24 protein-coding genes, 3 tRNA genes and 1 pseudogene are annotated in these 26,094 nt (G+C 59.1%); 9 read left to right on the forward strand and 19 right to left on the reverse strand.

Annotation, left to right across the window (positions count from 1 at the left end):
* Positions 1–79 precede the first annotated feature (79 nt).
* From AC07W5_RS27705 to AC07W5_RS27720, 4 genes and pseudogenes are all read right to left on the reverse strand, one after another.
* Positions 80–499 (reverse strand): putative holin, encoded by a 420-nt coding sequence (locus tag AC07W5_RS27705; protein ID WP_495024694.1) that lies wholly within the window; start codon positions 497–499, stop codon positions 80–82.
* Positions 486–788 (reverse strand): response regulator transcription factor, encoded by a 303-nt coding sequence (locus AC07W5_RS27710; RefSeq protein WP_494992762.1) that lies wholly within the window; start codon positions 786–788, stop codon positions 486–488. The genes AC07W5_RS27705 and AC07W5_RS27710 overlap by 14 nt, the downstream gene beginning before the upstream one ends.
* 135 nt (positions 789–923) lie before the next feature.
* Entirely contained in the window at positions 924–1,541 is a 618-nt protein-coding gene (locus tag AC07W5_RS27715; protein WP_495024695.1) for a TPM domain-containing protein, read from the reverse strand.
* Positions 1,542–1,586: 45 nt separating this feature from the next.
* Positions 1,587–1,788, reverse strand: a pseudogene (locus tag AC07W5_RS27720) (LemA family protein); the annotation flags it as partial.
* 237 nt (positions 1,789–2,025) lie between these two features.
* Here AC07W5_RS27720 and bglX point away from each other — a divergent pair.
* Positions 2,026–4,317 (forward strand): beta-glucosidase BglX, encoded by a 2,292-nt coding sequence (gene bglX, locus AC07W5_RS27725; protein WP_495024696.1) that lies wholly within the window; start codon positions 2,026–2,028, stop codon positions 4,315–4,317.
* A gap of 134 nt (positions 4,318–4,451) precedes the next feature.
* Here bglX and AC07W5_RS27730 read toward each other — a convergent pair whose 3' ends face one another.
* The 5 genes from AC07W5_RS27730 to AC07W5_RS27750 form a co-directional block, all read right to left on the reverse strand.
* On the reverse strand, positions 4,452–5,609 hold the full coding sequence (locus AC07W5_RS27730; protein ID WP_495024697.1) for a phospholipase D-like domain-containing protein: 1,158 nt from the start codon (positions 5,607–5,609) through the stop codon (positions 4,452–4,454).
* Between the two features lies 1 nt (position 5,610).
* A complete protein-coding gene (locus tag AC07W5_RS27735; protein ID WP_494992758.1) occupies positions 5,611–6,201 on the reverse strand; it encodes a YceI family protein in 591 nt (196 codons plus the stop codon).
* A gap of 63 nt (positions 6,202–6,264) precedes the next feature.
* Positions 6,265–6,618 carry an amidase gene (locus AC07W5_RS27740; RefSeq protein WP_494992757.1) on the reverse strand — a complete coding sequence of 118 codons (354 nt, stop codon included), beginning with the start codon at positions 6,616–6,618 and terminating at the stop codon, positions 6,265–6,267.
* Positions 6,615–7,712, reverse strand: coding sequence for a serine hydrolase domain-containing protein (locus AC07W5_RS27745; protein ID WP_495024698.1), 1,098 nt, complete (start codon positions 7,710–7,712; stop codon positions 6,615–6,617). The genes AC07W5_RS27740 and AC07W5_RS27745 overlap by 4 nt, the downstream gene beginning before the upstream one ends.
* Positions 7,713–7,954: 242 nt before the next feature.
* Positions 7,955–8,830: an acyl-CoA dehydrogenase middle domain-containing protein gene (locus AC07W5_RS27750; RefSeq protein ID WP_494992755.1), complete on the reverse strand. Its 876-nt coding sequence runs from the start codon at positions 8,828–8,830 to the stop codon at positions 7,955–7,957.
* Between the two features lie 141 nt (positions 8,831–8,971).
* On the opposite strand from AC07W5_RS27750, the gene olsB reads away from it, so the two are divergent.
* Positions 8,972–9,727: an L-ornithine N(alpha)-acyltransferase gene (olsB, locus tag AC07W5_RS27755; protein ID WP_494992754.1), complete on the forward strand. Its 756-nt coding sequence runs from the start codon at positions 8,972–8,974 to the stop codon at positions 9,725–9,727.
* Complete coding sequence (locus tag AC07W5_RS27760) at positions 9,727–10,521, forward strand: lysophospholipid acyltransferase family protein (protein ID WP_495011546.1); 795 nt, start codon at positions 9,727–9,729, stop codon at positions 10,519–10,521. Before olsB ends, AC07W5_RS27760 begins: the two co-directional genes overlap by 1 nt.
* Before the next feature lie 128 nt (positions 10,522–10,649).
* On the opposite strand, the gene AC07W5_RS27765 is transcribed toward AC07W5_RS27760, so the two are convergent.
* Positions 10,650–11,234, reverse strand: coding sequence for an acyl carrier protein phosphodiesterase (locus tag AC07W5_RS27765; protein WP_495011545.1), 585 nt, complete (start codon positions 11,232–11,234; stop codon positions 10,650–10,652).
* Between the two features lie 153 nt (positions 11,235–11,387).
* On the opposite strand from AC07W5_RS27765, the gene AC07W5_RS27770 reads away from it, so the two are divergent.
* The 3 genes from AC07W5_RS27770 to AC07W5_RS27780 are packed head-to-tail and all read left to right on the forward strand — an operon-like array spanning position 11,388 to position 13,952.
* Complete coding sequence (locus AC07W5_RS27770; RefSeq protein ID WP_494992751.1) at positions 11,388–11,690, forward strand: ArsR/SmtB family transcription factor; 303 nt, start codon at positions 11,388–11,390, stop codon at positions 11,688–11,690.
* A gap of 25 nt (positions 11,691–11,715) precedes the next feature.
* Positions 11,716–12,882, forward strand: a complete 1,167-nt coding sequence (locus AC07W5_RS27775; RefSeq protein WP_495024699.1) for an MFS transporter — start codon at positions 11,716–11,718, stop codon at positions 12,880–12,882.
* Between the two features lie 20 nt (positions 12,883–12,902).
* Positions 12,903–13,952, forward strand: coding sequence for an alkene reductase (locus AC07W5_RS27780; RefSeq protein ID WP_495024700.1), 1,050 nt, complete (start codon positions 12,903–12,905; stop codon positions 13,950–13,952).
* Positions 13,953–14,357: 405 nt separating this feature from the next.
* On the opposite strand, the gene AC07W5_RS27785 is transcribed toward AC07W5_RS27780, so the two are convergent.
* The 4 genes from AC07W5_RS27785 to emhR form a co-directional block, all read right to left on the reverse strand.
* A complete protein-coding gene (locus AC07W5_RS27785; RefSeq protein WP_494992748.1) occupies positions 14,358–14,987 on the reverse strand; it encodes a CoA transferase subunit B in 630 nt (209 codons plus the stop codon).
* Positions 14,988–14,989: 2 nt separating this feature from the next.
* On the reverse strand, positions 14,990–15,688 hold the full coding sequence (locus tag AC07W5_RS27790) for a CoA transferase subunit A (protein WP_495011543.1): 699 nt from the start codon (positions 15,686–15,688) through the stop codon (positions 14,990–14,992).
* 119 nt (positions 15,689–15,807) lie between these two features.
* Positions 15,808–16,692 carry a DMT family transporter gene (locus AC07W5_RS27795; protein WP_495024701.1) on the reverse strand — a complete coding sequence of 295 codons (885 nt, stop codon included), beginning with the start codon at positions 16,690–16,692 and terminating at the stop codon, positions 15,808–15,810.
* Positions 16,693–16,853: 161 nt separating this feature from the next.
* Positions 16,854–17,486 (reverse strand): efflux system transcriptional repressor EmhR, encoded by a 633-nt coding sequence (gene emhR, locus AC07W5_RS27800; protein ID WP_495024702.1) that lies wholly within the window; start codon positions 17,484–17,486, stop codon positions 16,854–16,856.
* Positions 17,487–17,738: 252 nt separating this feature from the next.
* Between emhR and emhA the strand changes: the two genes are divergently transcribed.
* The 3 genes from emhA to AC07W5_RS27815 are packed head-to-tail and all read left to right on the forward strand — an operon-like array spanning position 17,739 to position 23,521.
* Entirely contained in the window at positions 17,739–18,896 is a 1,158-nt protein-coding gene (gene emhA, locus AC07W5_RS27805) for an efflux RND transporter periplasmic adaptor subunit EmhA (protein WP_494992744.1), read from the forward strand.
* 3 nt (positions 18,897–18,899) lie between these two features.
* A complete protein-coding gene (gene emhB / locus AC07W5_RS27810) occupies positions 18,900–22,064 on the forward strand; it encodes an efflux RND transporter permease subunit EmhB (RefSeq protein WP_494992743.1) in 3,165 nt (1,054 codons plus the stop codon).
* Positions 22,061–23,521 carry an AdeC/AdeK/OprM family multidrug efflux complex outer membrane factor gene (locus AC07W5_RS27815; protein ID WP_494992742.1) on the forward strand — a complete coding sequence of 487 codons (1,461 nt, stop codon included), beginning with the start codon at positions 22,061–22,063 and terminating at the stop codon, positions 23,519–23,521. The genes emhB and AC07W5_RS27815 overlap by 4 nt, the downstream gene beginning before the upstream one ends.
* Before the next feature lie 442 nt (positions 23,522–23,963).
* Here AC07W5_RS27815 and AC07W5_RS27820 read toward each other — a convergent pair.
* The 5 genes from AC07W5_RS27820 to AC07W5_RS27840 all read right to left on the reverse strand — a co-directional run bounded on the left by AC07W5_RS27820 (position 23,964) and on the right by AC07W5_RS27840 (position 26,063).
* Positions 23,964–24,040 (reverse strand) — tRNA-Arg (locus AC07W5_RS27820).
* Positions 24,041–24,111: 71 nt separating this feature from the next.
* Positions 24,112–24,188, reverse strand: a tRNA-Arg gene (locus AC07W5_RS27825).
* A 107-nt stretch (positions 24,189–24,295) separates the two neighbouring features.
* Positions 24,296–24,386, reverse strand: a tRNA-Ser gene (locus AC07W5_RS27830).
* Between the two features lie 62 nt (positions 24,387–24,448).
* Positions 24,449–24,637, reverse strand: coding sequence for a carbon storage regulator CsrA (csrA, locus tag AC07W5_RS27835; protein ID WP_002554426.1), 189 nt, complete (start codon positions 24,635–24,637; stop codon positions 24,449–24,451).
* A 184-nt stretch (positions 24,638–24,821) separates the two neighbouring features.
* The gene (locus tag AC07W5_RS27840) at positions 24,822–26,063 is read right to left on the reverse strand and encodes an aspartate kinase (protein WP_494992740.1); all 1,242 of its coding nucleotides are present in this window, start codon (positions 26,061–26,063) and stop codon (positions 24,822–24,824) included.
* Positions 26,064–26,094 lie beyond the last annotated feature (31 nt).

Raw genomic sequence — 26,094 nt, forward strand, 5'->3', positions numbered from 1 at the left:
CGCCGCCGGACGCAGCCTTCGGCAGCTGCTACGGGGGACAGTGCTGAACCTGAAATTCCTTAACTGACTGGCATTGGGCTCACTTCCCCCCTTTAAGACGCCGGATAATCTCTCCGAGATTGGCGCCGTCAACCCACTGCATCGCTTTGATGCTGATCGGTATGACCATCAATGCGCACAGGAATGCAGCGACACCACTGGTCAGGAAAGGGGCGAGTGGCAACGTCACCGGGGTGAACAGGTAACCGACGCCAGCGGACAACAACAACAACAACAACAACAACAACAACAACAACAACAACAACAACAACAACAACAACAACAACAATGAACCTATACGCTGCCAAGCCTTGAGGTTTTTCCGGGTGGTGGTGACTAACCAGGCCCCAAGGGCCGCTCCAAACAGTGCTTCGCCATCGATCGGCGGCAGTGTCGCTGCAACGCCCAACCCAAGTAGCAGTCCGCTGATGCTGCTGTAGGTCGAATCAGTCATGCTCATGGGCCTCTCGTTCGATGCTACCCATGGAGATAATCCCCAGTTCGATGGCCTTGAGCACTGCCGCGCTGCGCGAGCTGACCGCGAACTTGCGGCGAATATTGGAGAAATGAAAGTTGATCGTGGCTTCTGAGCAACTCTGAATCCGTGCGATTTCCCAAGAGGTTTTCCCTTGAGAACTCCATTGCAGAACTTGCGTTTCTTTAGGCGTCAGCCTGACAGGAGTGTTTTTATCGGCCCCATAAGGCAGACCACGGCAGACGACGGGATCATCCGCTTGACGGTATGACATGATGCAAATTCCCTCTATAGCCGAACGCCTGTGTGCAGAGCGTTCATCAATAGAGAGAGATATTGGATACACGCCTGCCCCCCGGCAACGCACCGAGGTTGTAGCGCCGCAAGGGACAAATCCGGGGGCAGAGGCCTACCTGAGAATCACCAACCTATTTGGCAATTCATTGCGCACATGGGTCACCGGCACATGCACCCTGAGCAGTTCACCGCAGGCTTCGATACAGGTGATGAACCCCTGCAAGGTCTGGCCCTGTTTCACTTGCTGGGTAAAGACGGCGACGATGGCATCCCAGCATTTGTTGTCCAGGCGTTTGGAAATGCCCTCGTCCACCAGGATTTCGACATAACGCTCCGCCTCGCAAACAAAAATCAGCATGCCGGTGCTGCCGACGGTGTGATGCAGGTTCTGTTCGAGGAACTGCCGACGCGCCAGGTTCGAGGCGCGCCAATGGCGTACCGAGCGCGGGATCAAGTGGGTGGTGATCCTGGGGATCCGGAACAGCAGGCAGAGAATGATAAAGCTGACCCACTGCACCAGCAGCAACGTATGCATGTTCATCCAGCCGGACAGGTAGTGCACGACGCCCGGCACGATCAGCGCCAGCAGGCTGGCCCAGAGCAGCGGAATATAGGCATAGTCGTCGGCCCGGGCAGCGAGAACGGTGACCAGTTCGGCATCGGTGTATTGCTCGACCCGCGCAATCGCTTCGGCGACCTTGCGCTGTTCGTATTCACTCAGTAACGCCATGTCTTCGAATACTCATTCATTATTTTTAGTACCGCGAGGATGAAGTCGCGCCACGCTGATGCGGTTTTCGGTGCCTTCAAGTTGCGATTGCAGGGCCAGAAAGTTCTGGTTGGCCTTTGAGGTCCGGATAGCGCTCGGAAACCGCCATCAAACGGCTGAGGGCGCCGGTCAACTGGTCCTGAGCCTGCTTGAACTGCTTGAATTTTTCCGGGTCGTCCAGAATGCTGGCATCGACCTGGATCGGGGTGACACGCCCTTGCACAACCCTATGGAATGGAACCAGCGACCCTTTACATCGAGCTCTTGGGGCATAATCTGCTGCCACCACTGGATTGCATCGAGCCAATCAGCTAAAAGATGCCCTGCGCGAAAAAGCGTTCAGAAGTGTGCTGCATTTATCCGAACAACAATAGTCGCTCCCTAAATTTTGGCTATCCAGCGCGTTTCAACTGCGACTGCTTATAAGCCAGCGAGAATAATATTCATGAAGAAGTTGTGTTTGCTGGGCCTTGTTATCAGTCTGGCCAGTCACTCTGTATTGGCCGACACAAATCCCGCACCCATTGAGAACAAGGACGCCTTCATCGCCAACCTGATGAAGCAAATGACCCTCGATGAAAAGATCGGCCAGTTGCGCCTGATCAGCATCGGCCCGGAAATGCCCCGCGAGATGATCCGCAAGGAAATCGCTGCCGGGCGCATCGGTGGCACGTTCAACTCGATTACCCGTCCGGAAAACCGTCCGATGCAGGACGCGGCGATGCGCAGCCGGCTGAAGATCCCGATGTTCTTCGCCTATGACGTGATCCACGGTCACCGGACGATCTTCCCGATCAGCCTGGCCCTGGCCTCGAGCTGGGACATGGACGCGATTGGCCTGAGCGGGCGCATCGCCGCCAAAGAAGCCAGTGCCGACAGTCTCGACATTACCTTCGCGCCGATGGTCGACATCTCCCGCGACCCACGCTGGGGCCGCACCTCAGAAGGTTTCGGTGAAGACACCTACCTGGTGTCGCGCATTGCCAAAGTCATGGTCAAGGCCTTCCAGGGCGCTAGCCCGAGTGCAGCGGACAGCATCATGGCCAGCGTCAAACACTTTGCCTTGTACGGCGCGGTCGAGGGCGGTCGCGACTACAACACCGTGGACATGAGCCCGGTCAAGATGTACCAGGACTACCTGCCACCCTACCGCGCGGCCATCGATGCCGGTGCCGGCGGAGTGATGGTCGCCCTGAACTCGATCAACGGTGTCCCCGCCACCGCCAATATGTGGCTGATGCAGGACCTGTTGCGCAAAGAATGGGGCTTCAAGGGCCTGGCGGTCAGCGACCACGGGGCGATTTTCGAGCTGATCAAACATGGCGTCGCACGCGACGGTCGCCAAGCCGCGAAGCTGGCGATCAAGGCCGGCATCGACATGAGCATGAACGACACGTTGTATGGCCAGGAACTGCCGGGGCTGCTGAAGTCCGGAGAGATTGCCCAGAGCGATATCGATAACGCGGTGCGTGAAGTGTTGGCCGCCAAGTACGACATGGGCCTGTTCAAAGACCCGTACCTGCGCATCGGCAAGGCCGAAGACGATCCGGCCGACACCAATGCCGAAAGCCGCCTGCACCGCAGCGAAGCCCGCGACGTGGCCCGCCGCAGCCTGGTGCTGCTGAAAAATCAGGGTGAAACCCTGCCGCTGAAAAAGACCGCCAAAATCGCACTGGTCGGCCCGCTCGCCAAAGCGCCGATCGACATGATGGGCAGTTGGGCCGCCGCTGGCGTGCCGGCCCAGTCAGTGACCCTGTTCGACGGCATGACCCGCGCGCTTGGCAATCAGTCGACGCTGATCTACGCCCGTGGCGCCAACATCACGTCCGACCAGAAGGTCGTCGGTTACCTGAACTTCCTCAACTTCGATGCCCCGGAAGTGGTGGACGATCCGCGCTCGGCAGCAGTGATGATCGATGAAGCGGTCAAAGCCGCGCAACAGGCCGATGTGGTTGTGGCTGCGGTCGGCGAGTCCCGCGGCATGTCCCACGAGTCTTCGAGCCGCACCGACCTGAACATCCCGGCCAGCCAGCGCGAGCTGATCAAAGCCCTCAAAGCCACCGGAAAACCGCTGGTGCTGGTGTTGATGAACGGCCGCCCGCTGACCATTCTCGACGAGAAGGAACAGGCCGATGCGATCCTCGAAACCTGGTTCGCCGGCACCGAGGGCGGCAATGCGATTGCCGACGTGCTGTTCGGCGACTACAACCCGTCCGGCAAGTTGCCGATCAGCTTCCCGCGTTCGGTGGGGCAGATCCCGACTTACTACAACCACCTGAGCATCGGCCGTCCGTTCACTCCGGGCAAGCCAGGCAACTACACCTCACAGTACTTCGACGACATCACCGGCCCCCTGTACCCGTTCGGTTACGGTTTGAGCTACACCGACTTCAGCCTGTCCGATATGGCGCTGTCGGCCACTACCTTGAACAAGACCGGCAAGCTCGACGCCAGTGTGAAAGTTAAAAACACCGGCAAGCGCGATGGCGAAACCGTGGTGCAGCTGTATATCCAGGATGTCACCGGCTCGATGATCCGTCCGGTCAAGGAGCTGAAGAACTTCCAGAAAGTGATGCTCAAGGCTGGCGAAGAGAAAGTCGTGCACTTCAGCATCGAAGAGAACGACTTGAAGTTCTACAACACCCAGCTGAAATTCGCGGCCGAGCCAGGCAAATTCAACGTGCAGATCGGCCTGGATTCCCAGGACGTAAAAGAACAGAGTTTCGAGCTGTTGTAAAACCGCGACAGGCCTTGGATCGTTCCCACGCTCTGCGTGGGAATGCAGCCCGTGACGCTGCGCGTCACATTCAAGAGCGGACGCAGAGCGTCCGGTGAGGCATTCCCACGCGGAGCGTGGGAACAATCATGTGGTCACCCCCGTCGATCCAGCAGATTCACGACCAAGCGATCCACCCAACCCCAAACTCGCTGTTTGACCCGTCGCCACAACGGCCGGTTTCTCCACGCCTCAAGGCTGACAGCCTGGCTCTGGGCAAAGTCCGCCTCAAAACTCGCCGCCACCGCACGCGTCAGCTCAAGATCGAGCGCCTCCAGATTGGCTTCCAGATTGAAACGCAAAGTCCAGTGATCGAAGTTGCACGAACCGATGCTCACCCAGTCGTCGATCAAGACCATTTTCAGATGCAGGAAGCACGGCTGATACTCGAAGATCTTCACGCCAGCCCTGAGCAGACGTGGGTAGTAGCGATGCCCGGCGTAACGCACTGAGGGGTGATCGGTACGCGGCCCGGTGAGCAGCAGGCGCACATCGATACCGCGCGCTGCGGCTCTGCGCAACGAGCGGCGAACTTTCCAGGTCGGCAGGAAGTACGGCGTCGCCAGCCAGATGCGGCGCTGCCCGCTGTTCAAGGCGCGTACCAGCGATTGCAGGATGTCCCGATGCTGACGGGCGTCGGCATAAGCCACCCGCCCCATGCCCGGAGCGATCGCCGGCACACGGGGCAGCCGTTGCAGACCGAAGTTCGAGGCCGGTTTCCAGGCCCGGCGGTGACGGTTGGCGACCCATTGGCGGTCGAACAGCATCTGCCAGTCCTGCACCAACGGGCCGACGATTTCCACCATCACCTCATGCCATTCGCTGGTGTCCTCGCCCGGGGTCCAGAACTCATCGGTGACACCCGTGCCCCCCACCACTGCCAGGCTTTGATCGACCAACAGCAGCTTGCGGTGATCGCGGTAAAAATTGCGCACCCAGTGTCGCCAGCTCAACCGATTGTAGAAACACAGCTCGACACCGGCCTCCATCAATCGGCTGCGCAAACTCAAGGTGAAGGCCAGGCTCCCGTAGTCATCGAACAGGCAGCGCACGCGAACGCCGCGTTCGGCCGCCTGCACCAGCGACTGGACCATGGCTTCGGCGCAGGCTCCGGCCTCCAACAGGTACAACTCAAGCTCCACCTGGCGCTCGGCCCGCGCAATCGCCACCAACATGCGCGGGAAGAAACCCGGCCCGTCGATCAGCAGTTCGAAGTGATTGCCTTCGCGCCAGGGGAATACCGCGCCGCTCATGTCAGCGCGCCGCGAAAATCAGTACCGCACCCACCGGCACCGAGAGACTGATCGCCGACAAATCGGCGGCTTTGCGCAATGTAATCAGGCCCGGTGCCAAATCGAAGTCTTCGGCATTGAGCACCAGCGGCTCAAGGGTGACCACCTGAAAACGCCGGTCATCAAGCCTTGTGGCCAGCAGTTCGGCGTTGTAGCTCTGCTCCTTGCCGTGAAGCTTTACGGTCAGCGGCAACCGTAGTTCGAGCTGCGCACCGGGGGCGAGGTCTTTGATCGGCAGCAGATTGATTTGCGCGGTGATCAGCGCCTGCGGGAATGTCTTGATCTCGAACAGATCCTTGCGCATGCGCTCATCGCGTAGCGCATTTGCGCTATTGACCGACTCCAGCTCGACCTGTACTTGCGTCATGCCCGTGTCATCAACCTTGCCGTGCAGCGCCAGAAAGCGCTGAACTTCAGAGATATGGGCGTTCCTGGTGGTGACAAAGGACAGTCGTGAAGACTCGCCATCCAGATACCAGTCGGCGTGAGCAGGCAGGGCCGCGCAGGCCGTCAGCAGCAAAGTGCACAGTTTGAGTAACGAAGCGTTGGGCATAACAACTCATGGGCAAATAAACCTGAGTTGAACCTTAACCATACTCGCCGAACTTGCAAACTTTCATGAGCCCGGCAACCGATCAGCCTGTGGCAGCAACCGGCAACCCTGGCGCGTGCCTATCCAGCCAGCGGTGTGGGTTCGGCCCATGCCGCTGGCCGTCACACGCTTGCTCGCCGCATCATCAAAAAAACCGCTGATGGGCAAATATTGCTTCACATAAGCAGTGCAATACTGGGTCGGATTGTTCATCACATAGCGACAGGAGCAGTACTCCTTGGCGGTGTAAGCTCCAAGGATGTCGGGGAACGCCTGCAATGCCTCCCGTTCCTGCCAGCCCCAGCCGAGCGACGCCAGAACCAGCAAAATCAGCACACTGCTGAACGGTCTGCGCCGGACAAACCCGCGACGGCTCATGGCAACACCTGTGGGGTAAAAGCGGCCAACGCACGCTTGAGCAATTCGTTGTGCTGGTAACTGCCATCGCGATCATCAGCATAACGCACGATCACCAGGTTCTCGCTGGGGATGACATACAGCGCCTGCCCCCAATGGCCCAGTGCGGCAAAGGTATCGGCCGGAGCATCCGGCCAGGGTTTGCCTGCACCCTCCACCGCGCGATTGAGCCACCACTGGCCACCGGGCACAACGTCGTCCTGCTTCGCTTGATAGTACGCAAAAGGCTGGCGATTGAACTCGACCCACTCCTTTGGCAACAACTGCCGATCGCGCCAACGACCGTCGCGCTGCATCAACAGACCGACCCGTGCCAGATCACGCGCGGTGAGGTAGCAATAGGATGAGGCGACAAAAGTACCGCTGGCGTCGGTTTCCCAAATAGCGTTGCGAATGCCCAAGGGTTCGAACAACCCGGTCCACGGATAGTCCGGATACTTTGCGCCGAGCAGGTTTTTCAGTGTGGCGGACAACAGATTGCTGTCACCACTGGAGTAGCGAAACACCTGTCCCGCCGCGCTGAGCTCAGCACGTTCGGCAGTGAACGCTGCCATATCGCCGCGACCCAGGGTGTACAGCATGGCCACCACCGATGACTTCAACGGGGCGTATTCATAGTCTTCCTGCCAATCCAGGCCAGACGCCCAGTGCAACAGGTCGGCCATGGAAATCGCCGGATGCTTTTGCAGCGGCGGATAGAATTTCGCCGCAGGGTCCTGCAACGCAAAACGTCCCTCGCCATAAGCCACGCCCAACACGGTGGCCATCAGGCTTTTGCTGATGGACCAAGTGAGATGCGGCGTATCGACGGTGGTCGGCCCGGCATAGCGTTCGTAAATCAGCTGGCCGTCGCGGATGACCAGCAAGGCATCGGTGCGGATGCCTTTATGGGTAGTGTCGTCGCGAGTCTCAAAGGCGTAATCCTCCAGGGCTTTAAGCGCCGGACCGGTGACCTGAGGGCCTTGGGACCATTGTTCGGCAGGCCAGTTTTCGGCAACAGCCTGATGGTCCACAAACAGCAACAGCGCGAGGAGCAGGGTCAAGCCTTTGGGCATGGTAGGCACTCAGGGGATGAACCTGCTGAGCCTAGTCGAGATAGATGACAGTTTTGAAGGTGAATACCGAGGACCCTTGGCTGCAAAAAAAAACCCGTAGCAGCTGGCGAAGCCTGCGTTCGGCCGCGAAGCGGTCGTGAAACCTGCAATCGCGTTTCTTCAGACAAAACGCATCTATCGGATTGCGACCGCTTCGCGGCCGAACGCAGGCTTCGCCAGCTGCTACGAGGAGCGGGGCCTTTTCAACCCGCCAACGCCTTGGCCAGCCGTTTGGCCCGCGCCACAGTGGCCAGGTCCAGCAGCGCCCGATCACGGTTCCACAGCTCAGCCCACTCCGGCGGGCCATCGTTGAACGCTTCGTTCAGCTCAGGCTTGAGCGAATCAAACTGTGCGAACAAACCACCCAGCAAGATATGCCCGGCATTTGAACCCGGGCTGTGCCGACTGACTTCGGCACACCCGGCCAGCAGCGCCAACAGCCGCAATTGCAGGCTCTGCGGCCAGTCGCTGTCGTGACCGACGCCATACAACCAGGCGCTCATGGCACTGAGCACATAGATGTCTTCCAGGGTACGGAACGGTTTGACGTAGGCGTCCCAACCGTCCCCGGCGAGCAATTCGCACTGGGCATAGTCGAGAAACAGGCGGCCGTGGCTGATGTCCGGCATCAACGCGATGGCCGGTAATTTTTCCAGACGTACACCGGGCTCTCCGGGGTAAACCACCGCCAGACTCAAACGCGGTGGTTCATCCGGCCCTTCGCAGCGCGCGGCAATCAATAGCCAGTCCGCGGCATCGCCGGCCGTGACGAAATCCTTACGCCCGCTCAGTCGCAGGCCATCGAGACGGGTCTGCATGTCTGACGGTCGCAGGCTGCGCTGCTCGGTCGCGCACAAGGCACCCAGGCTCGGCGGCGCACTGGGCCAAAGCATGCGCAACGCTGCCTGGTAGCCCACCAGAAACGCCAGCCCCGGCGTTGCCATCAATCGACCACCGCGCACCGCCAGCTCGAACGGCGTCACGTTGCCCAACTTGTGTAACAAAGCCGCATAGCCTTCAGCCAGATCCGGACCGGCGGGCAACCGGGTGCAGCGGCTCAACAGGGCTTGCCAAGGCATAAGAGGTTCCTCAAAGGGCTGTCATACAAGCATCACCAAAGCTTCATGGCGATGACACCGGGGCTACATAGCCTGACTTTGCACAACAAAGTCGATCGGCTGCAACCCAAGATGGGTCAGTAGCCCGTAAGGAGATTCGCAATGACTCAGATCGCCCGCATCAGCGACACCGGCAATGAACGCCGCCTGCAAGCCGAACGCCTGATCGGTACCGAGGCATTGCAGGAAGCCCAGGCCTTGCGCTTCAACGTTTTCAGCGGCGAATTCAACGCCAGGTTAAAAGGAGCCGAGTTCGGTCTGGACATGGATGACTATGATGTTCACTGCGCCCACATCGGTGTACGTGACCTGAACACCGGCCGTCTGGTTGCCACCACTCGCTTGCTCGACCATCAGGCCGCCAGCAGCCTGGGGCGCTTCTACAGCGAAGAAGAATTCAGCCTGCACGGCCTGGTGCACCTCAAAGGCCCGATCCTGGAAATCGGCCGCACCTGCGTTGATCCGGCGTATCGCAACGGCGGTACCATCGCCGTGCTCTGGGGCGAACTGGCTGAAGTGCTCAACCAGGGCGGTTACAGCTACCTGATGGGTTGCGCCAGCATCCCGATGCAGGACGGCGGGATTCAGGCCCAGGCGATCATGCAACGGCTGCGCGAACGCTACCTGAGCACCGAACACTTGCGCGCCGAACCGAAGAAACCGCTGCCGCCCCTCGACATCCCGTCCAACGTAATCGCCGAAATGCCGCCACTGCTCAAGGCTTACATGCGCCTTGGGGCGAAAATCTGCGGCGAACCCTGCTGGGACGAAGACTTCCAGGTCGCTGACGTGTTCATCCTGCTCAAGCGTGACGAGTTGTGCCCGCGTTACGCACGGCACTTCAAGGCGGCAGTCTGATGAGCCGGTTGCGGGTGTACGCACGGATTGCGCGGGTGTTGCTGGTGGTCGCGCTAGGTTTGAGCATGGCCAGCCTGTTCGGTTTTTTCGAGCGCATGGGCATCGCCAACTCCATGGTCCGGCGTCAGCGCTGGTCACGGTTTTTCATGGCACGGCTGAGTAATGCCCTGCCCTTCCGTGTGACCGTTCAGGGGGAACTGCCGCAACAACCAATGCTATGGGTCAGCAACCATGTGTCATGGACCGACATTCCGTTGCTCGGCATGCTGACTCCGCTGTCCTTTCTGTCCAAGGCTGAAGTGCGTACCTGGCCGGTCGCCGGCTGGTTGGCGGCGAAGGCTGGCAGTCTGTTTATCCGTCGCGGCTCGGGCGACAGCCAGTTGATCCGCAAACAGATGAGCCGTCATCTGGAGCAAGAACATCCGCTGCTGATATTCCCGGAAGGCACCACCACCGACGGCCGTTCGCTGCGCACCTTCCATGGCCGCTTGCTGTCTGCCGCCATCGACGCCGACGTGGCCTTGCAACCGGTGGCCATTCGGTATTTACGTGATGGACAGATCGATCCATTGGCACCCTTCATTGGCGACGATGACCTGCTGTCACACCTGATGCGCTTGTTTGCCAATGATCAGGGCGAGGTGGAAATCCACCTGCTCAAACCGATTGCCTGTCACGGTCAGGAACGTGCGGCATTAGCCTTTCAGGCGCAGCAAGCGGTGCAAAAAGCATTGTTTGGTGAGGTCGCTCAACCTGCAGAACCGCGCCGTACCGGTGACCTGATCGCTGCCTGACCCCCGCGTCTGTAGGAGCCGAGCTTGCTCGCGATGGGATCGCCACGGTGTATCAGCCCAACCGAGGTGTCCGCATCGCGAGCAAACGAACGTCGCCCGACCCTTCCCACACTAGATCATCGCTGCGCTCAAGAATGTATTCGCAATTGTTCTTGTGAGAACGCCTGCAACTCTGGATAGAACACCCGAAAATCCTCACTCAACGGCTCATACAACCTTTCCAGTTCCTGCATGGCGCCAGCCAGTTCCTCGGGGCGCGACAAGCGCCGCGAGATACCCCGGAGCACTTGCTCCAGCACCGCAAAATCACGATACGAACCCAGCCAGTCATGGGCCGCCATGTGCGGCGCAATTTCCGCCAGGCGCCCTGGCAACCGGGGTTCAGCGGCCAGCACCCGATAAACGTCTGCAGTGAAACTGTCCAGCGGACGGTCGGTATACAGCTGCCAGTCCCGCGCCAGGCAATGGTCGAAGAACACGTCCAGCACGATTCCAGCGTAACGCCGCCGCGTCAGCGAAAACCGCGATAGCGACTGGCCGACCAGCGGGTGGCGATCGGTGAACATATCGATATGCCGATGCAGCGCAATGGCCGCCTCGATCTCCGGATCGAACTGCCCTTGCAGCCGGCCTTTGACGAAATCGCCATACAGGCTGCCGAGCAGTTGACCCGGGCGCTGACCGCCAAGGTGTAGGTGTGCGAGATAGTTCATAGAGCGCAGCTTAGCACCAGGCGCTGATATCGTTATAACCCGATATATCGATTTACGCTGATCTCAGACCAAAGTCATATTTGTATATCGCGAAATAACGATTTAAAGTTCGCTCCATCGCGATATAACGTTTTACCCACCCCGAGCACTGCCATGACCATCGACCTCGACGAAATAATAAAAGCCCTGGCGCACCCAGTACGGCGAGACATTCTCAACTGGCTGAAAGACCCGAAAGCTCAGTTCCCCGATCAAATCCACCATCACGAGTACGGCATCTGTGCCGGACAAATCGATCAACGCTGCGGCCTGTCGCAGTCGACCGTGTCGGCTCACTTGGCGACCTTGCAGCGTGCGGGGCTGATCACCAGCCAGAAGGCCGGTCAGTGGCACTTCTTCAAACGCAACGAGGATGTGATTCAGGAATTCCTGCGCACCATCAGCAAAGAGCTCTGACCCGGCACTTTTAAAAGGATTAAACATGCCCCTCTCGCTACTCATCCTGGCCCTGAGTGCCTTCGCCATCGGCACCACCGAGTTCGTCATCATGGGCTTGCTGCCCGATGTGGCGGCCGACCTCGGGGTGTCGATTCCCGGCGCCGGCTGGCTGGTGACCGGCTACGCCCTGGGCGTGGCCATCGGTGCGCCGTTCATGGCACTGGCCACCGCCAAACTGCCACGCAAGGCCGCACTGGTAGCGTTGATGGGCATCTTCATCGTCGGCAACCTGCTCTGTGCCCTGGCCAGTGACTACAACGTGTTGATGTTCGCCCGGGTCGTGACGGCCCTGTGTCACGGCGCCTTCTTCGGCATCGGTTCGGTGGTGGCTGCCGGCCTGGTACCCGCCAACAAACGCGCCTCGGCCGTGGCCTTGATGTTCACCGGCCTGACCCTGGCCAACGTGTTGGGCGTACCGCTGGGCACCGCTCTGGGTCAGGAAGCCGGCTGGCGTTCGACCTTCTGGGCAGTGACAGTTATCGGTGTGATCGCGCTGATCGGCCTGATCCGTTTCCTGCCAGCCAGACGCGATGAAGAAAAACTCGATATGCGCTCGGAGCTGGCCGCCCTGAAAGGTGCCGGGATCTGGTTGTCGCTGAGCATGACCGCGCTGTTTGCGGCGTCGATGTTCACCCTCTTCACCTACGTTGCACCGCTGTTGGGTGACGTCACCGGTGTTTCGCCCAAGGGCGTGACCTGGACCCTGCTGTTAATAGGTCTCGGGTTGACCGGGGGTAACATCATCGGCGGCAAGCTGGCGGACAAACGCCTGGCGGCCACGCTGATCGGGGTCTTCATCTCGATGGCGGTGGTCTCGAGCGTGTTGAGCTGGACCAGCGTCGCGCTGATCCCGACCGAAATCACCCTGTTCTTCTGGGCCAGCGCCTCGTTCGCCGCCGTTCCGGCCCTGCAAGTGAACGTAGTGACCTTCGGCAAGGCCGCACCGAACCTGGTGTCGACCCTCAATATTGGCGCCTTCAACATCGGCAACGCCCTCGGCGCCTGGGTCGGCGGCAGCGTCATTGCCCACGGTTTCGGCCTGACCAGCGTGCCCTTGGCCGCTGCTGCGCTGGCGGTCCTCGCACTGCTGGTGACCCTGATTACTTTTCGTCAGAGCGGCAATGCCGAGCTGGCCCCAGCTACCAACTGATCATTAAGAGGGTTGTATCCATGGCAACTATTTTCGATCCAATCAAACTCGGCGACCTCGAACTGCCGAACCGCATCATCATGGCACCGCTGACTCGCTGCCGCGCCGATGAAGGCCGTGTGCCGAACGCGCTGATGGCTGAATACTATGTTCAGCGCGCCTCCGCCGGCTTGATCCTCAGCGAGGCCACTTCGGTCACACCAATGGGCGTCGGCTACCCTGACACCCCGGGCATCTGGTCCAACGATCAAGTGCGCGGCTGGAGCAACGTGACCAAGGCCATTCACGGCGCTGGCGGGCGGATTTTCCTGCAGCTGTGGCACGTCGGGCGAGTTTCCCACCCCTCTTACCTGAATGGCGAAACACCGGTCGCCCCGAGCGCCATTCAGCCCAAAGGCCATGTCAGCCTGGTTCGTCCGCTGTCCGACTACCCGACGCCACGCGCACTGGAAACCGCTGAAATCGCCGACATCGTCGACGCCTACCGCGTGGGTGCCGAGAACGCCAAAGCCGCCGGTTTCGACGGTGTGGAAATCCACGGTGCCAACGGTTATCTGCTCGATCAATTCCTGCAAAGCAGCACCAACCAGCGCACCGACAACTACGGTGGCTCGCTGGAAAACCGTGCACGGCTGATGCTCGAAGTGACTGACGCAGTAATCGAAGTATGGGGCGCTGGCCGCGTCGGCATGCACCTGGCGCCACGGGCCGACTCCCACGACATGGGCGACGAAAACCCGTCAGAGACCTTCAGCTACGTCGCTCGGGAACTGGGCAAACGTGGCATCGCCTTCATCTGCTCGCGCGAGAAAGAAGGCGCCGACAGCCTCGGCCCGCAGCTCAAAGAAGCGTTCGGCGGCCCATACATCGCCAACGAACGCTTCACCAAAGACAGCGCCAATGCCTGGCTGGCCAGCGGCAAGGCCGATGCGATCGCCTTCGGCGTACCGTTCATCGCCAACCCGGACCTGCCAGCGCGCCTGAAAGCCGATGCCGAACTGAACCAGGCGCATCCTGAAACCTTCTACGGCAAAGGCCCGGTCGGCTACATCGACTACCCAGTGCTGTAAACAAAGCGCCTTAATCGGCATAGGGAGCGGCCTATGCCGATTATGGAAAGGTCGGGTTGATCGTTCCCACGCTCTGCGTGGGAACGCCTCAATGGACGCTCTGCGTCCGCTGTTGGGACGCGGAGCGTCCCGGGCTGCATTCCCACGCGGAGCGTGGGAACGATCATTTCAGCCGCTACCGGTCTTTTTGCAGGCACATTCCGGGAAAGGGGAGAGCAGCCCCCCAAACGCAAAAAGCCCCGACTCGAAAGAGCCGGGGCTTTTTGTTGGCAAAGCAATTTGCCTGGAATGTACTCGCCCCCCTGTAGGAGCGAGGCTTGCCCGCGAAGGGAGCGATGCGGTCTGCCTGACCTACCGCGTTATCGTTCATCGCTGGCAAGCCAGGCTCCTGCAAAGAGCCGTCGATCAAGCGCTGATCGGGCACCCGGTCGCCGCTTGCAGTTCTTCCAGGCTCACACCCGCCGCCAGCTCCACCAGTTTCAGGCCCTGCCCGGTCACATCCAGCACCGCCAGATCAGTAATGATCCGGTCCACCACACCGACGCCGGTCAGCGGCAAGTCGCAGCGTTTGAGCAGTTTGTGGCTACCGCCCTTGGCGGTATGTTCCATCAATATCACCACGCGCTTGACCCCAGCCACCAGGTCCATGGCGCCGCCCATGCCTTTGACCATTTTGCCAGGGATCATCCAGTTGGCCAGATCGCCGTGTTCCGACACCTGCATGGCACCGAGAATCGACAGATTGATGTGGCCGCCACGGATCATCGCGAAGGAGTCGGCACTGTTGAAAAAACTGCTGCCAGGCAAGGTGGTGATGGTCTGCTTGCCGGCATTGATCAGGTCAGGATCGACTTCATCTTCAAGCGGAAACGGACCGATACCGAGCAAACCGTTTTCGCTCTGCAGCCAGACGTCCATGCCTTCGGGAATATAGTTGGCCACCAGTGTCGGCAAACCGATACCGAGGTTCACGTAGAAACCGTCCTGCAATTCTTGAGCGGCGCGCTGCGCCATTTCTTCACGAGTCCAGGCCATGATCAGGCGCTCCGCACAGTGCGTTGTTCGATGCGTTTTTCAGGGGTGGCGTTGAGCACCAGACGCTGCACGTAGATCCCCGGCAAGTGGATCTGGTCGGCATCCAGTTCGCCTGTCTCAACAATCTCTTCCACTTCGACAACACAGACTTTCGCCGCCATGGCGGCCAGCGGGTTGAAATTGCGGGCGGTCTTGTTGAACAGCAGATTGCCCGACTTGTCGGCCTTCCAGGCTTTGACCAACGCCAGGTCGGCACGCAGCGAACGCTCCATCACGTACCACTCGCCATCGAACTCACGGGTTTCCTTGCCTTCGGCCACCAGAGTGCCGTAACCGGTCTTGGTGAAAAACGCCGGTATACCCGCACCACCAGCGCGGAGCTTTTCCGCCAGTGTCCCTTGCGGGGTGAACTCCAGTTCCAGCTCGCCGGCCAGGTACTGCCGCTCGAACTCTTTGTTCTCGCCGACGTATGAGGAAATCATCTTGCGGATCTGCCGGGTGGTCAGCAGTTGACCCAATCCGAAACCATCGACCCCGGCATTGTTGCTGATCACCGTCAGCCCGCTCTTGCCGGTGTCACGCAAGGCGGCGATCAAGGCCTCGGGGATACCGCACAACCCAAAGCCACCTACCGCAAGGGTCATGCCGTCTTCGACGAGACCTTGCAGGGCGGATTCTGCACTCGAGTAAATCTTGTTCACAGGTTTTTCCTCGAATTCACCACGACCCGCAGGCATGCGGACGCGGCCTGTTTGCTCTGGTCGGGAGGAGCCAGGACCATCAGCGACCACCCCTCCCCCGATTCGGCTGCCTCGTCAGCTTAGCCCTTGCGCTGCCCCCAGGCCACGGCAAGACCGCTCAGGCAAATCACTGCAATCCCGATGATGCCGAAGATGTCCGGCGTATGGTCAAAGATCAGGTAGCCGTACATTCCGGCAAACAGAATCTGCCCGTAGCTGAACGGCGCGAGCATCGCCGGGGCGGCATGGCGAAAGGCCTGGGTCAGCAACATATGGCCAAGCATGCCGCAGGTCCCCAGACCGATCATGAACAGAGCGTGAACCAGCGTTGGCGTGCTCCAGAAAAATGGCAGCAGCGCGCTCATGATCAACGAGTTGAGAATACCGGTAAGGAAGTTGCTGGTAGTCGGGCTGTCGATGCCGCTGAGTTTGCGGGTCAGCAGTTGATAGAAGCCAAAACACAGCGCCGAGCACAGCGGCAGGAAAATCGCCGGCGTGAACAGTGCCCCGCCCGGCCGCACCACGATCAGCACCCCGACAAAACCGGCCAGCACCGCCAGCCATTGGCTGCGCGTGACCTGCTCACCCAGCAACGGGACGGACAACGCGGTAACCAATAAAGGCGCGAGAAAGTTGACCGAAGTGGCTTCCGCCAACGGGATATAGCGCAAACCTGTGGTGAAGAACAGGCTGGTGCCAATCAGGCAAAGGGCGCGAAGCAACTGCAAACCCGGGCGTTTGGTGCGCACCACTGCCGAAAAACCAGTGCGCGGCACGAAGATCACCAGCATCAACAGCGTGTGCACCACATAACGTGCCCACACCACCATGACGATGGGGTAAAACACCGACAAGTACTTGGCCAGCGAGTCGTGACTTGCAAACAGCAAAACCGCCAGGCAAATCAGTGCGATGCCTCTGATCGGCTGCTCAGCTCCTTTGAACAACGGGGCGTTTACACTCATTCACACACTCGCACAATTTTCCTACAAAATACGTAGCTCGCTATCTATCAAGATATAACCAGCACGTATATAAAAGCACCCCATCGAAACAAGGCAAACGCAGGATCGATCTTCGCTCGCCTTAAGTGTTGACACAACTGGTCTCAATTACGCATTTTGTCTTAATTGCGCAAGCTCGGACTCCAGCGCAGCATGTCCAACCCGGTATCGACCCAACGCTCGGCTTCTGTGTGCAGTTCAAAACCGTCAGGAGCCAGAAGCCACTTGTAAAGGATGCCGTTGATGAATGCATGCATGCTGATCGCTGCGCGGGCGGTATCCAGATTCTCGGGAAGCTGCCCACGATTCACCGCATTACGCAACGCCAGGCCGATACGCACATTGCAATCCAGGCTGGCGACGCGGCGCTGCTGACGCAGATCGCACATTTCATCGGTGAACTCGCACTTATGAAACAGAATCTCATTAATGCGTCGGGTCTTCGGGTCCAGGGCAACTTGATGAAACAAATGAATCAGCAGCTTGCGCATGCAACCCAACGGGTCGAGCTCCTCTTCATTTTCACTGGCCCTGGCCATCTCATCCAGCGGCTCATGCAAAGTGTCGAGCATGGCCTGAAGCAGATCCGCCTTGTTACTGAAATGCCAATAAATGGCCCCGCGCGTGACGCCAGCCAGCGCCGCGATATCCGCCAGCGTGGTACGCGCCACACCACGCTCATAAAAGGCTTTCTCTGCCGCTTCGAGTATCTGGCTACGGGTTTCCTGAGCTTCCTCTTTGGTACGACGGACCATGGCAGTACAACCTCAATCAGGGTGCCTCAGACGGCACCGGACCTTAATCTGAGCTTAATAGCGGGCGGCGATTGTTATGCCTTCCCCAACCTACAATTCGTGCCTTGTAACAGCCCGGGTACACGCCCCGGTATTTACAAACAACCATGAACGTAAGTATATTAATTAGCAAGCTACTTATCTACCCAGCGCACATTTTTTACCTTTCCACTTTTCTTGTGCGCATTTCGCGCGCCTGACCCGAGGATTTTCATGCAATTCAAGCCAGTTGTTACCGCTCTGGTCACTGCCGTCGCCCTGGCATCGCTGCTTGGCGGATGCAAAAAGGAAGAGGCGGCACCTGCCCCACAAGTCCCTCAGGTCGGCGTAGTGACCCTTCAACCCCAGGCCTTCACCCTGACCTCCGAACTTCCTGGCCGTACCACGGCCTACCGCATGGCGGAAGTCCGCCCTCAGGTCAACGGCATCATTCTCAAGCGTCTGTTCAAGGAAGGCGGCGACGTCAAAGCCGGCCAACAGCTGTACCAAATCGATCCGTCGGTCTATGAAGCCACCCAGAAAAGCGCCGAAGCGAACCTGCAGTCGACCAAGTCGATTTCCGATCGCTACAAACAACTGGTCAGCGAGCAAGCCGTAAGCCGTCAGGAATACGACACTGCCGTGGCCAATCGTTTGCAATCGGAAGCAAGTCTGCAAAACGCACAGATCAACCTGCGTTACACCAAAGTGCTAGCGCCACTCTCAGGCCGTATCGGCCGCTCTTCGGTCACCGAAGGTGCACTGGTCAACAGCGGCCAGGCGACCGCCATGGCGGTGATTCAGCAACTCGACCCGATCTACGTCGACGTCACTCAGTCGTCGGTCGAGTTGCTTGAGCTGCGCCGCGAACTGGAAAGCGGTCGCCTGCAAAAGGCCGGCGAGAATGCGGCCATGGTCAAGCTGACCCTGGAGGACGGCAGCCAATACAAACCGGAAGGCAAACTGGAGTTCTCCGAAGTCTCGGTCGACGAAACAACCGGTTCCGTGACCCTGCGCGCGGTATTCCCGAACCCCGACCACACTCTGCTGCCGGGCATGTTTGTCCATGCGCAGTTGCAGACTGGCGTGAACGCTGCGGCGATTCTCGCTCCGCAACAAGGCGTGACCCGTGACCTGAAAGGCACCCCCACCGCTCTGGTGGTTGGCCCGGACAACAAAGTCGAGCTGCGTCAGCTCAAGGCCAGTCGGACAGTCGGTAGTCAATGGCTGATCGAGGATGGCTTGAAGGCGGGCGATCGGCTGATTACCGAAGGCCTGCAATTCGTCAAACCTGGCGTTGAGGTCAAGGCCAGCGAAGCGACCAACGTTGCGGCGAAAAACCCGACCACTGCGCAGGCAACAAACAAAGCTGCAGGCGGCAAAGGGGAGTAAACCATGTCGAAATTTTTTATCGACCGTCCGATTTTCGCCTGGGTAATTGCTCTGGTGATCATGTTGGTCGGGGCTCTATCGATCCTCAAATTGCCGATCAACCAGTACCCGAGCATCGCGCCACCGGCGATCGCCATCTCCGTTGCCTACCCAGGCGCTTCTGCACAAACCGTGCAGGACACCGTGGTTCAGGTCATTGAGCAGCAGCTCAACGGTATCGACAACCTGCGTTATGTGTCTTCGGAAAGTAACTCTGACGGCAGCATGACCATTACCGCGACCTTCGAACAGGGCACCAACTCCGATACCGCGCAGGTTCAGGTCCAGAACAAACTGAACCTGGCCACCCCGCTGCTGCCGCAAGAAGTGCAACAGCAGGGCATCCGTGTCACCAAGGCAGTGAAGAACTTCCTGCTGGTCATCGGTGTGGTCTCGCAAGACGGCAGCATGTCCAAGGACGACTTGTCCAACTACATCGTCTCCAACATGCAGGACCCGATCTCCCGGACCGCAGGTGTCGGTGACTTCCAGGTGTTCGGTGCCCAGTACGCGATGCGTATCTGGCTCGACCCGGCCAAGCTGAACAACTTCAACATGACGCCGGTGGACGTGAAGACCGCCATCGCTGCGCAGAACGTCCAGGTGTCGTCCGGGCAACTCGGTGGCTTGCCAGCCGTTTCTGGCCAGCAACTGAACGCAACCATTATCGGCAAGACTCGCCTGCAAACGGCCGAGCAGTTCAAATCCATCTTGCTGAAGGTCAACAAAGACGGCTCGCAAGTGCGTCTGGGTGACGTGGCCGATGTCGGCCTTGGTGGTGAGAACTACAGCATCAGCGCCCAGTTCAACGGCAGGCCGGCCTCCGGTCTGGCGGTCAAGCTGGCCAACGGTGCCAACGCTCTCGACACCGCAAAGGCCTTGCGCAAGACCATCAGCGACCTGGAACCCTTCTTCCCTGAAGGGATGAAAGTGGTGTTCCCGTACGACACCACTCCAGTGGTGACCGAGTCGATCAAGGGTGTGGTTGAAACCCTGGTCGAAGCGATCGTGCTGGTGTTCCTGGTGATGTTCCTGTTCCTGCAGAACTTCCGCGCTACCGTTATCACCACGATGACTGTGCCGGTTGTGTTGCTGGGTACCTTCGGGATCCTCGCGGCCTTTGGCTTCAGCATCAACACCCTGACCATGTTCGGTATGGTGTTGGCCATCGGCTTGCTGGTGGACGATGCCATCGTCGTGGTGGAAAACGTCGAGCGGGTAATGAGCGAGGAAGGACTGTCGCCCAAGGAAGCCACCAAGAAGTCCATGGGGCAGATCCAGGGCGCACTGGTCGGTATTGCGCTGGTGCTATCGGCAGTACTGCTGCCCATGGCGTTCTTCAGTGGCTCGACCGGGGTGATCTACAAACAGTTCTCGATCACTATCGTTTCAGCCATGGCGCTGTCGGTAATGGTCGCCCTGATCTTCACCCCGGCGCTGTGCGCAACCATGCTCAAGGCCATTCCAAAAGGTGAGCACGGCGCACCTAAGCGTGGTTTCTTCGGCTGGTTCAACCGCAACTTCGACCGTAGCGTGAAAAGCTACGAGCGCGGTGTCGGCAACATCCTCAGAAACAAGGCTCCGTACCTGCTGGCTTACGTGATCATCGTGATCGGTATGGTCTGGTTGTTCGCCCGTATCCCTACTGCGTTCCTGCCGGAAGAAGACCAGGGCGTGCTTTTCGCTCAGGTGCAGACCCCGGCCGGCTCCAGTTCCGGACGAACTCAGGTGGTGGTCGACGAGATGCGCGAATTCCTGCTGCGCCCAAGCGCGCAAGGCGGTGAAGGCGACGCCGTCAACTCGGTGTTTACCGTGACCGGCTTCAACTTCGCCGGCCGTGGCCAGAGCTCGGGTATGGCATTCATCATGCTCAAGCCATGGGGCGAACGCTCTGCAGAAAACAGCGTGTTCAAGCTGGCTGCCCGGGCTCAGCAGCACTTCTTCACCTTCCGTGACGCGATGGTGTTTGCCTTCGCGCCACCGGCAGTACTGGAGCTGGGTAACGCCACCGGTTTCGACGTGTTCTTGCAGGATCGCGCCGGTATCGGTCACGACAAGCTGATGGCTGCACGTAACCAGTTCCTGGGTATGGCAGCGCAAAGCAAGGTACTGTCGCAGGTGCGCCCGAACGGCCTGAACGATGAACCGCAGTACCAACTGACCATCGACGATGAACGCGCCAGCGCCTTGGGCGTGACGCTGTCAGACATCAACAGCACCCTGTCGATCGGACTGGGCAGTAGTTATGTCAACGACTTCATCGACCGCGGTCGGGTGAAGAAGGTCTACATCCAGGGTCAGCCCGGTGCCCGCATGAGCCCCGAAGACCTGAAGAAATGGTATGTGCGCAACAGCGCCGGCACCATGGTTCCGTTCTCGGCCTTCGCCAAGGGTGAATGGATCTACGGCTCGCCGAAGCTGGCCCGTTACAACGGCGTCGAAGCCATGGAAATCCTCGGTGCCCCGGCGCCCGGCTACAGTACCGGTGAAGCCATGGCCGAAGTCGAAGCCCTGGCCAAGAAGCTGCCGGCCGGTGTCGGTATTTCCTGGACTGGCCTGTCCTACGAGGAGCGTCTGTCCGGCTCGCAAGCGCCGGCGCTGTATGCGCTGTCTCTGCTGATGGTCTTCCTCTGTCTGGCAGCGCTGTACGAAAGCTGGTCGATTCCGATCGCGGTCATGCTGGTGGTTCCGCTGGGGATTATCGGTGCCCTGCTCGCCACGAGCTTGCGTGGCCTGTCCAACGACGTGTACTTCCAGGTGGGCTTGTTGACGACCATCGGTCTGGCATCGAAAAACGCCATTCTGATCGTCGAGTTTGCCAAGGAGTTGCATCATCAGGGACGTAGTCTGACCGATGCGGCCATTGAAGCCTGCCGGATGCGTCTGCGGCCGATCATCATGACTTCGCTGGCATTCGTGCTCGGCGTGGTACCACTGGCAATCTCCACAGGCGCAGGTTCGGGCAGCCAGCATGCAATCGGTACCGGGGTAATTGGCGGCATGATCACCGCCACTGTTCTGGCGATCTTCTGGGTGCCGTTGTTCTTCGTCACAGTGTCCTCCTTAGGCCGCAGAGAAAACGTGGACGAACTGGACACCATTGAAACTCAAACCGAGGCTAGCCAATGAGCAAGTCGCTACTTTCCCTGGCAATTACCGCGTTCGTGCTCGGTGGTTGCTCGCTGATACCCGATTATCAGCAGCCAGAAGCACCGGTCGCGGCGCAATGGCCGCAAGGTCCAGCCTACAGCCCTACGGAGGCCGCCAACGTGGCGGCCGCTGAACAAGGCTGGCGGCAGTTTTTCCATGACCCGGCACTGCAACAGCTTATTCAGACCGCACTGGTGAACAACCGCGATCTGCGCGTTGCGGCCCTGAACATCGACGCCTTTGCGGCTCAATACCGCATCCAGCGCGCCGACTTGTTCCCGGCCGTCTCGGCGACCGGCAGCGGTAGCCGTCAACGTACTCCGGCGCGCCTGTCGCAAACCGGCGCAGAACACATCACCAGCCAGTATTCGGCGACTCTGGGCGTCAGCGCCTATGAGCTGGATTTGTTTGGCCGCGTTCGCAGCTTGAGCGAACAAGCCTTGCAAACCTATTTCTCCAGTGAAGAGGCCCGTCGCAGTACTCAGATCAGCCTGGTGGCCAGCGTGGCCAACGCCTACCTGACCTGGCAAGCCGACAAGGAACTGCTGAAGCTGACCGAGACCACCCTGGGTACATACGAGGAGAGCTACAGACTTACTGCGCGCAGCAACGAAGTCGGTGTGGCCTCGGCCCTCGACCTGAGCCAGTCGCGGACCTCCGTAGAGAACGCACGAGTGCAATTGGCGCGTTATACCCGCCTGGTAGCACAGGACGAAAATAGCCTGGCGCTGTTGCTGGGCACCGGGGTTCCGGCCAACCTGCCAGGCGGTCAGCCGCTGGCTGGCGACCTGCTGAGTGAAGTACCCGCCGGTCTGCCTTCTGACCTGCTGCAGCGTCGCCCGGACATCCTTGCAGCCGAACACAAGCTCAAGGCTGCCAACGCCAACATTGGCGCGGCACGGGCGGCGTTCTTCCCGAGCATCAGCCTGACCGCCAACGCCGGCACGCTGAGCCCGGATCTGTCCGGTCTGTTCAAAGGTGGTTCGGGGACCTGGTTGTTCCAGCCGCAAATCAATCTGCCGATCTTCAATGCCGGCAGCCTGAAAGCGAGCCTGGATAACTCGAAAATCCAGAAAGACATCACCGTGGCACAGTACGAAAAGTCCATCCAGACCGCCTTCCAGGAAGTCTCCGATGGCCTGGCCGCACGCCAGACCTTCAACCAACAGTTGCAGGCCCAGCGTGATCTGGTCAGTGCCAACCAGGCTTACTACCGTTTGGCCGAGCGTCGCTACCGGATCGGTATCGACAGCAACCTGACCTTCCTCGATGCCCAGCGCCAGTTGTACAGCGCGCAGCAAGCATTGATCACTGACCGTCTTTCGCAGTTGGTCAGCGAGGTCAATCTGTACAAGGCCCTCGGTGGCGGCTGGAACGAACAAACCGCGCAGAACGAGCCGATCAAGGAAGAGGCGCCGAAGCTCAAGCTGCTCTGAAAGCCTGAGTAAGGATCGCTGAACGCTCCTTGATGAGTAAAAAATCCGGAGCCCGATAAGGGCTCCGGATTTTTTTTGCCTGTTCCACAGGATTCGAGCGCTAACTCTCGTAGCAGCTGACGAGCTTGCGAGGCTGCATTCGACTGCGAAGCGGTCGTGAATCAGACAACACGCTCTTTCAGGTAAACCGCGCGCACAGGTTTTGCGAGGACTTCGTCCTCGAACGCAGCCTCGCAAGCTCGGCAGCTGCTACGGCGCCCGGACAAGCACTCACAGCGTGTTTGAGATCGTTGACGAGGCATTCACTGCCGAATCGTGTGGAGCCTGCCTGGCACACCGCACAGGAGCGTTTACCGGCATCCCACACGATGCCAAACCCTTTCATAAAAAGCGCACAAAAAAAAACGCCCCAAGCCGTTAGGCTTGGGGCGCTTTTCATGTTTGGTGCACTCGACAGGATTCGAACCTGTGACCGCTCGGTTCGTAGCCGAGTACTCTATCCAGCTGAGCTACGAGTGCAATTTGTGTTTGATAGACCAGACCACCCTGGTTGAAGCAAGTTGCTCGCATTACTACAAACAACCCTTAAATGGTGCACTCGACAGGATTCGAACCTGTGACCGCTCGGTTCGTAGCCGAGTACTCTATCCAGCTGAGCTACGAGTGCATTTGTTGCCGCGCATTATAGGCCGTAGAATCTTTTTGTAAAGCACTTTTTCTAGTAATTTCAACAACTTACAGAACAAGCCAGATTACAACGTACTAAATAAATAATGGCGGAGAAGGGGGGATTCGAACCCCCGACACCCTTTTGAGGTGTACTCCCTTAGCAGGGGAGCGCCTTCGGCCACTCGGCCACCTCTCCGCAACACGGGGCGTATCTTAACCAACCTTTTCCCCGTTTGCAAACATAAAAAACGATAAAAATTAATGGCTTGGTTCTTCGTCCTTCTCTTTCTTTATACGCAGGTAAATTTCCTCACGGTGAACCGCCACCTCTTTGGGTGCGTTGACACCAATGCGCACTTGATTTCCTTTGACGCCGAGCACGGTCACAGTGATTTCGCCATCACCAATAATCAGGCTTTCTGCGCACCGACGAGTCAGAATCAGCATACCTTTCTCCTCACGCATTTCAGTTCAGGGACAACAGTCTGCAAAAAAAAGGCACTCGACCTACAACCAGAACGGTCGCAGCCCTGCATGCCTAAGTATTGACTAGCACGAGCAAAAGAACAGTTTTCCGTCGCACCGATCAAAAAACGAAGGGCGCGGATAACCGCGCCCTTCGGGCAACGCGTCACTCGCCCTGTCGGGCCGCCGCGTCGAGTTCGAAAGCCGTGTGCAGAGCGCGCACAGCCAGTTCCAGGTACTTCTCTTCGATGACGACCGAAACCTTGATTTCCGACGTCGAGATCATCTGGATGTTGATGCTTTCTTTAGCCAGCGCTTCGAACATGCGGCTGGCGACACCTGCGTGAGAACGCATGCCCACACCGACGATCGACACCTTGGCAATCTTGGTATCACCCACCACTTCACGCGCACCGATTTCACGCGCAGTGTTTTCCAGGACCGACTGAGCCGCCTGGTAATCATTGCGGTGAACCGTGAAGGTGAAGTCGGTGGTGTTATCGTGCGCCACGTTCTGCACGATCATGTCGACTTCAATGTTCGCGGCGCTGATCGGGCCGAGAATTTTAAAGGCTACGCCCGGGGTGTCTGGCACACCACGGATGGTCAGCTTGGCTTCATCGCGGTTGAAGGCGATGCCGGAAATGATCGGCTGTTCCATGGATTCCTCTTCATCAATAGTAATGAGGGTACCCGGACCCTCCTTAAAGCTGTGCAGGACGCGCAGCGGAACGTTGTACTTGCCGGCAAACTCGACCGCACGGATCTGCAGCACCTTGGAACCGAGGCTGGCCATTTCCAGCATCTCTTCGAAGGTGATCTTGTCCAGGCGTTGAGCCGAAGACACGACTCGCGGGTCGGTGGTGTAGACGCCGTCCACGTCGGTGTAGATCTGGCACTCATCAGCCTTCAAGGCTGCGGCCAGAGCCACGCCAGTGGTGTCGGAGCCGCCACGACCGAGGGTCGTGATGTTGCCGTGCTCATCGACGCCCTGGAAACCGGCGACCACAACCACGCGACCGGCCTTCAGATCACCACGAATCTTCTGGTCATCAATCTGCAAGATGCGCGCTTTATTGTGCGCGCTATCGGTCAGAATCCGCACCTGATTACCGGTGTACGAAACCGCCGGCACGCCGCGCTTGATCAGCGCCATGGCCAGCAGTGCGATCGTCACCTGCTCACCGGTGGAGACAATCACATCCAGTTCACGGGGAACCGGTTGGTTGTCGCCACTGATTTGCCTGGCCAGATCGATCAGGCGATTGGTTTCGCCACTCATCGCGGACAGCACAACCACCAGGTCATCACCGGCTTCGCGGAATTTCTTAACCTTGTCAGCGACCTGCTCGATTCTCTCGACAGTGCCGACCGAGGTGCCTCCAAACTTCTGTACGATCAAAGCCATTTCAAAGCCGCCTCAGCCCATGAAGGGCCCC

The organism is Pseudomonas sp. GW821-FHT01E05 (genome assembly GCF_059422425.1).

Coding starts and splice junctions, on each gene's coding strand:
- AC07W5_RS27715 (WP_495024695.1), bottom strand. CDS start 1,541: ATGGCGTTACTGAGTGAATACGAACAGCGCAAGGTCGCCGAAGCGATT.
- AC07W5_RS27765 (WP_495011545.1), bottom strand. CDS start 11,234: ATGAACTATCTCGCACACCTACACCTTGGCGGTCAGCGCCCGGGTCAA.
- AC07W5_RS27780 (WP_495024700.1), top strand. CDS start 12,903: ATGGCAACTATTTTCGATCCAATCAAACTCGGCGACCTCGAACTGCCG.
- AC07W5_RS27775 (WP_495024699.1), top strand. CDS start 11,716: ATGCCCCTCTCGCTACTCATCCTGGCCCTGAGTGCCTTCGCCATCGGC.
- AC07W5_RS27745 (WP_495024698.1), bottom strand. CDS start 7,712: ATGCCCAAAGGCTTGACCCTGCTCCTCGCGCTGTTGCTGTTTGTGGAC.
- AC07W5_RS27710 (WP_494992762.1), bottom strand. CDS start 788: ATGTCATACCGTCAAGCGGATGATCCCGTCGTCTGCCGTGGTCTGCCT.
- AC07W5_RS27795 (WP_495024701.1), bottom strand. CDS start 16,692: ATGAGTGTAAACGCCCCGTTGTTCAAAGGAGCTGAGCAGCCGATCAGA.
- AC07W5_RS27730 (WP_495024697.1), bottom strand. CDS start 5,609: ATGAGCGGCGCGGTATTCCCCTGGCGCGAAGGCAATCACTTCGAACTG.
- AC07W5_RS27785 (WP_494992748.1), bottom strand. CDS start 14,987: ATGGCCTGGACTCGTGAAGAAATGGCGCAGCGCGCCGCTCAAGAATTG.
- emhR (WP_495024702.1), bottom strand. CDS start 17,486: ATGGTCCGTCGTACCAAAGAGGAAGCTCAGGAAACCCGTAGCCAGATA.
- emhB (WP_494992743.1), top strand. CDS start 18,900: ATGTCGAAATTTTTTATCGACCGTCCGATTTTCGCCTGGGTAATTGCT.
- AC07W5_RS27770 (WP_494992751.1), top strand. CDS start 11,388: ATGACCATCGACCTCGACGAAATAATAAAAGCCCTGGCGCACCCAGTA.
- csrA (WP_002554426.1), bottom strand. CDS start 24,637: ATGCTGATTCTGACTCGTCGGTGCGCAGAAAGCCTGATTATTGGTGAT.
- emhA (WP_494992744.1), top strand. CDS start 17,739: ATGCAATTCAAGCCAGTTGTTACCGCTCTGGTCACTGCCGTCGCCCTG.
- AC07W5_RS27760 (WP_495011546.1), top strand. CDS start 9,727: ATGAGCCGGTTGCGGGTGTACGCACGGATTGCGCGGGTGTTGCTGGTG.
- AC07W5_RS27750 (WP_494992755.1), bottom strand. CDS start 8,830: ATGCCTTGGCAAGCCCTGTTGAGCCGCTGCACCCGGTTGCCCGCCGGT.
- AC07W5_RS27740 (WP_494992757.1), bottom strand. CDS start 6,618: ATGAGCCGTCGCGGGTTTGTCCGGCGCAGACCGTTCAGCAGTGTGCTG.
- AC07W5_RS27815 (WP_494992742.1), top strand. CDS start 22,061: ATGAGCAAGTCGCTACTTTCCCTGGCAATTACCGCGTTCGTGCTCGGT.
- olsB (WP_494992754.1), top strand. CDS start 8,972: ATGACTCAGATCGCCCGCATCAGCGACACCGGCAATGAACGCCGCCTG.
- bglX (WP_495024696.1), top strand. CDS start 2,026: ATGAAGAAGTTGTGTTTGCTGGGCCTTGTTATCAGTCTGGCCAGTCAC.
- AC07W5_RS27735 (WP_494992758.1), bottom strand. CDS start 6,201: ATGCCCAACGCTTCGTTACTCAAACTGTGCACTTTGCTGCTGACGGCC.
- AC07W5_RS27705 (WP_495024694.1), bottom strand. CDS start 499: ATGAGCATGACTGATTCGACCTACAGCAGCATCAGCGGACTGCTACTT.
- AC07W5_RS27840 (WP_494992740.1), bottom strand. CDS start 26,063: ATGGCTTTGATCGTACAGAAGTTTGGAGGCACCTCGGTCGGCACTGTC.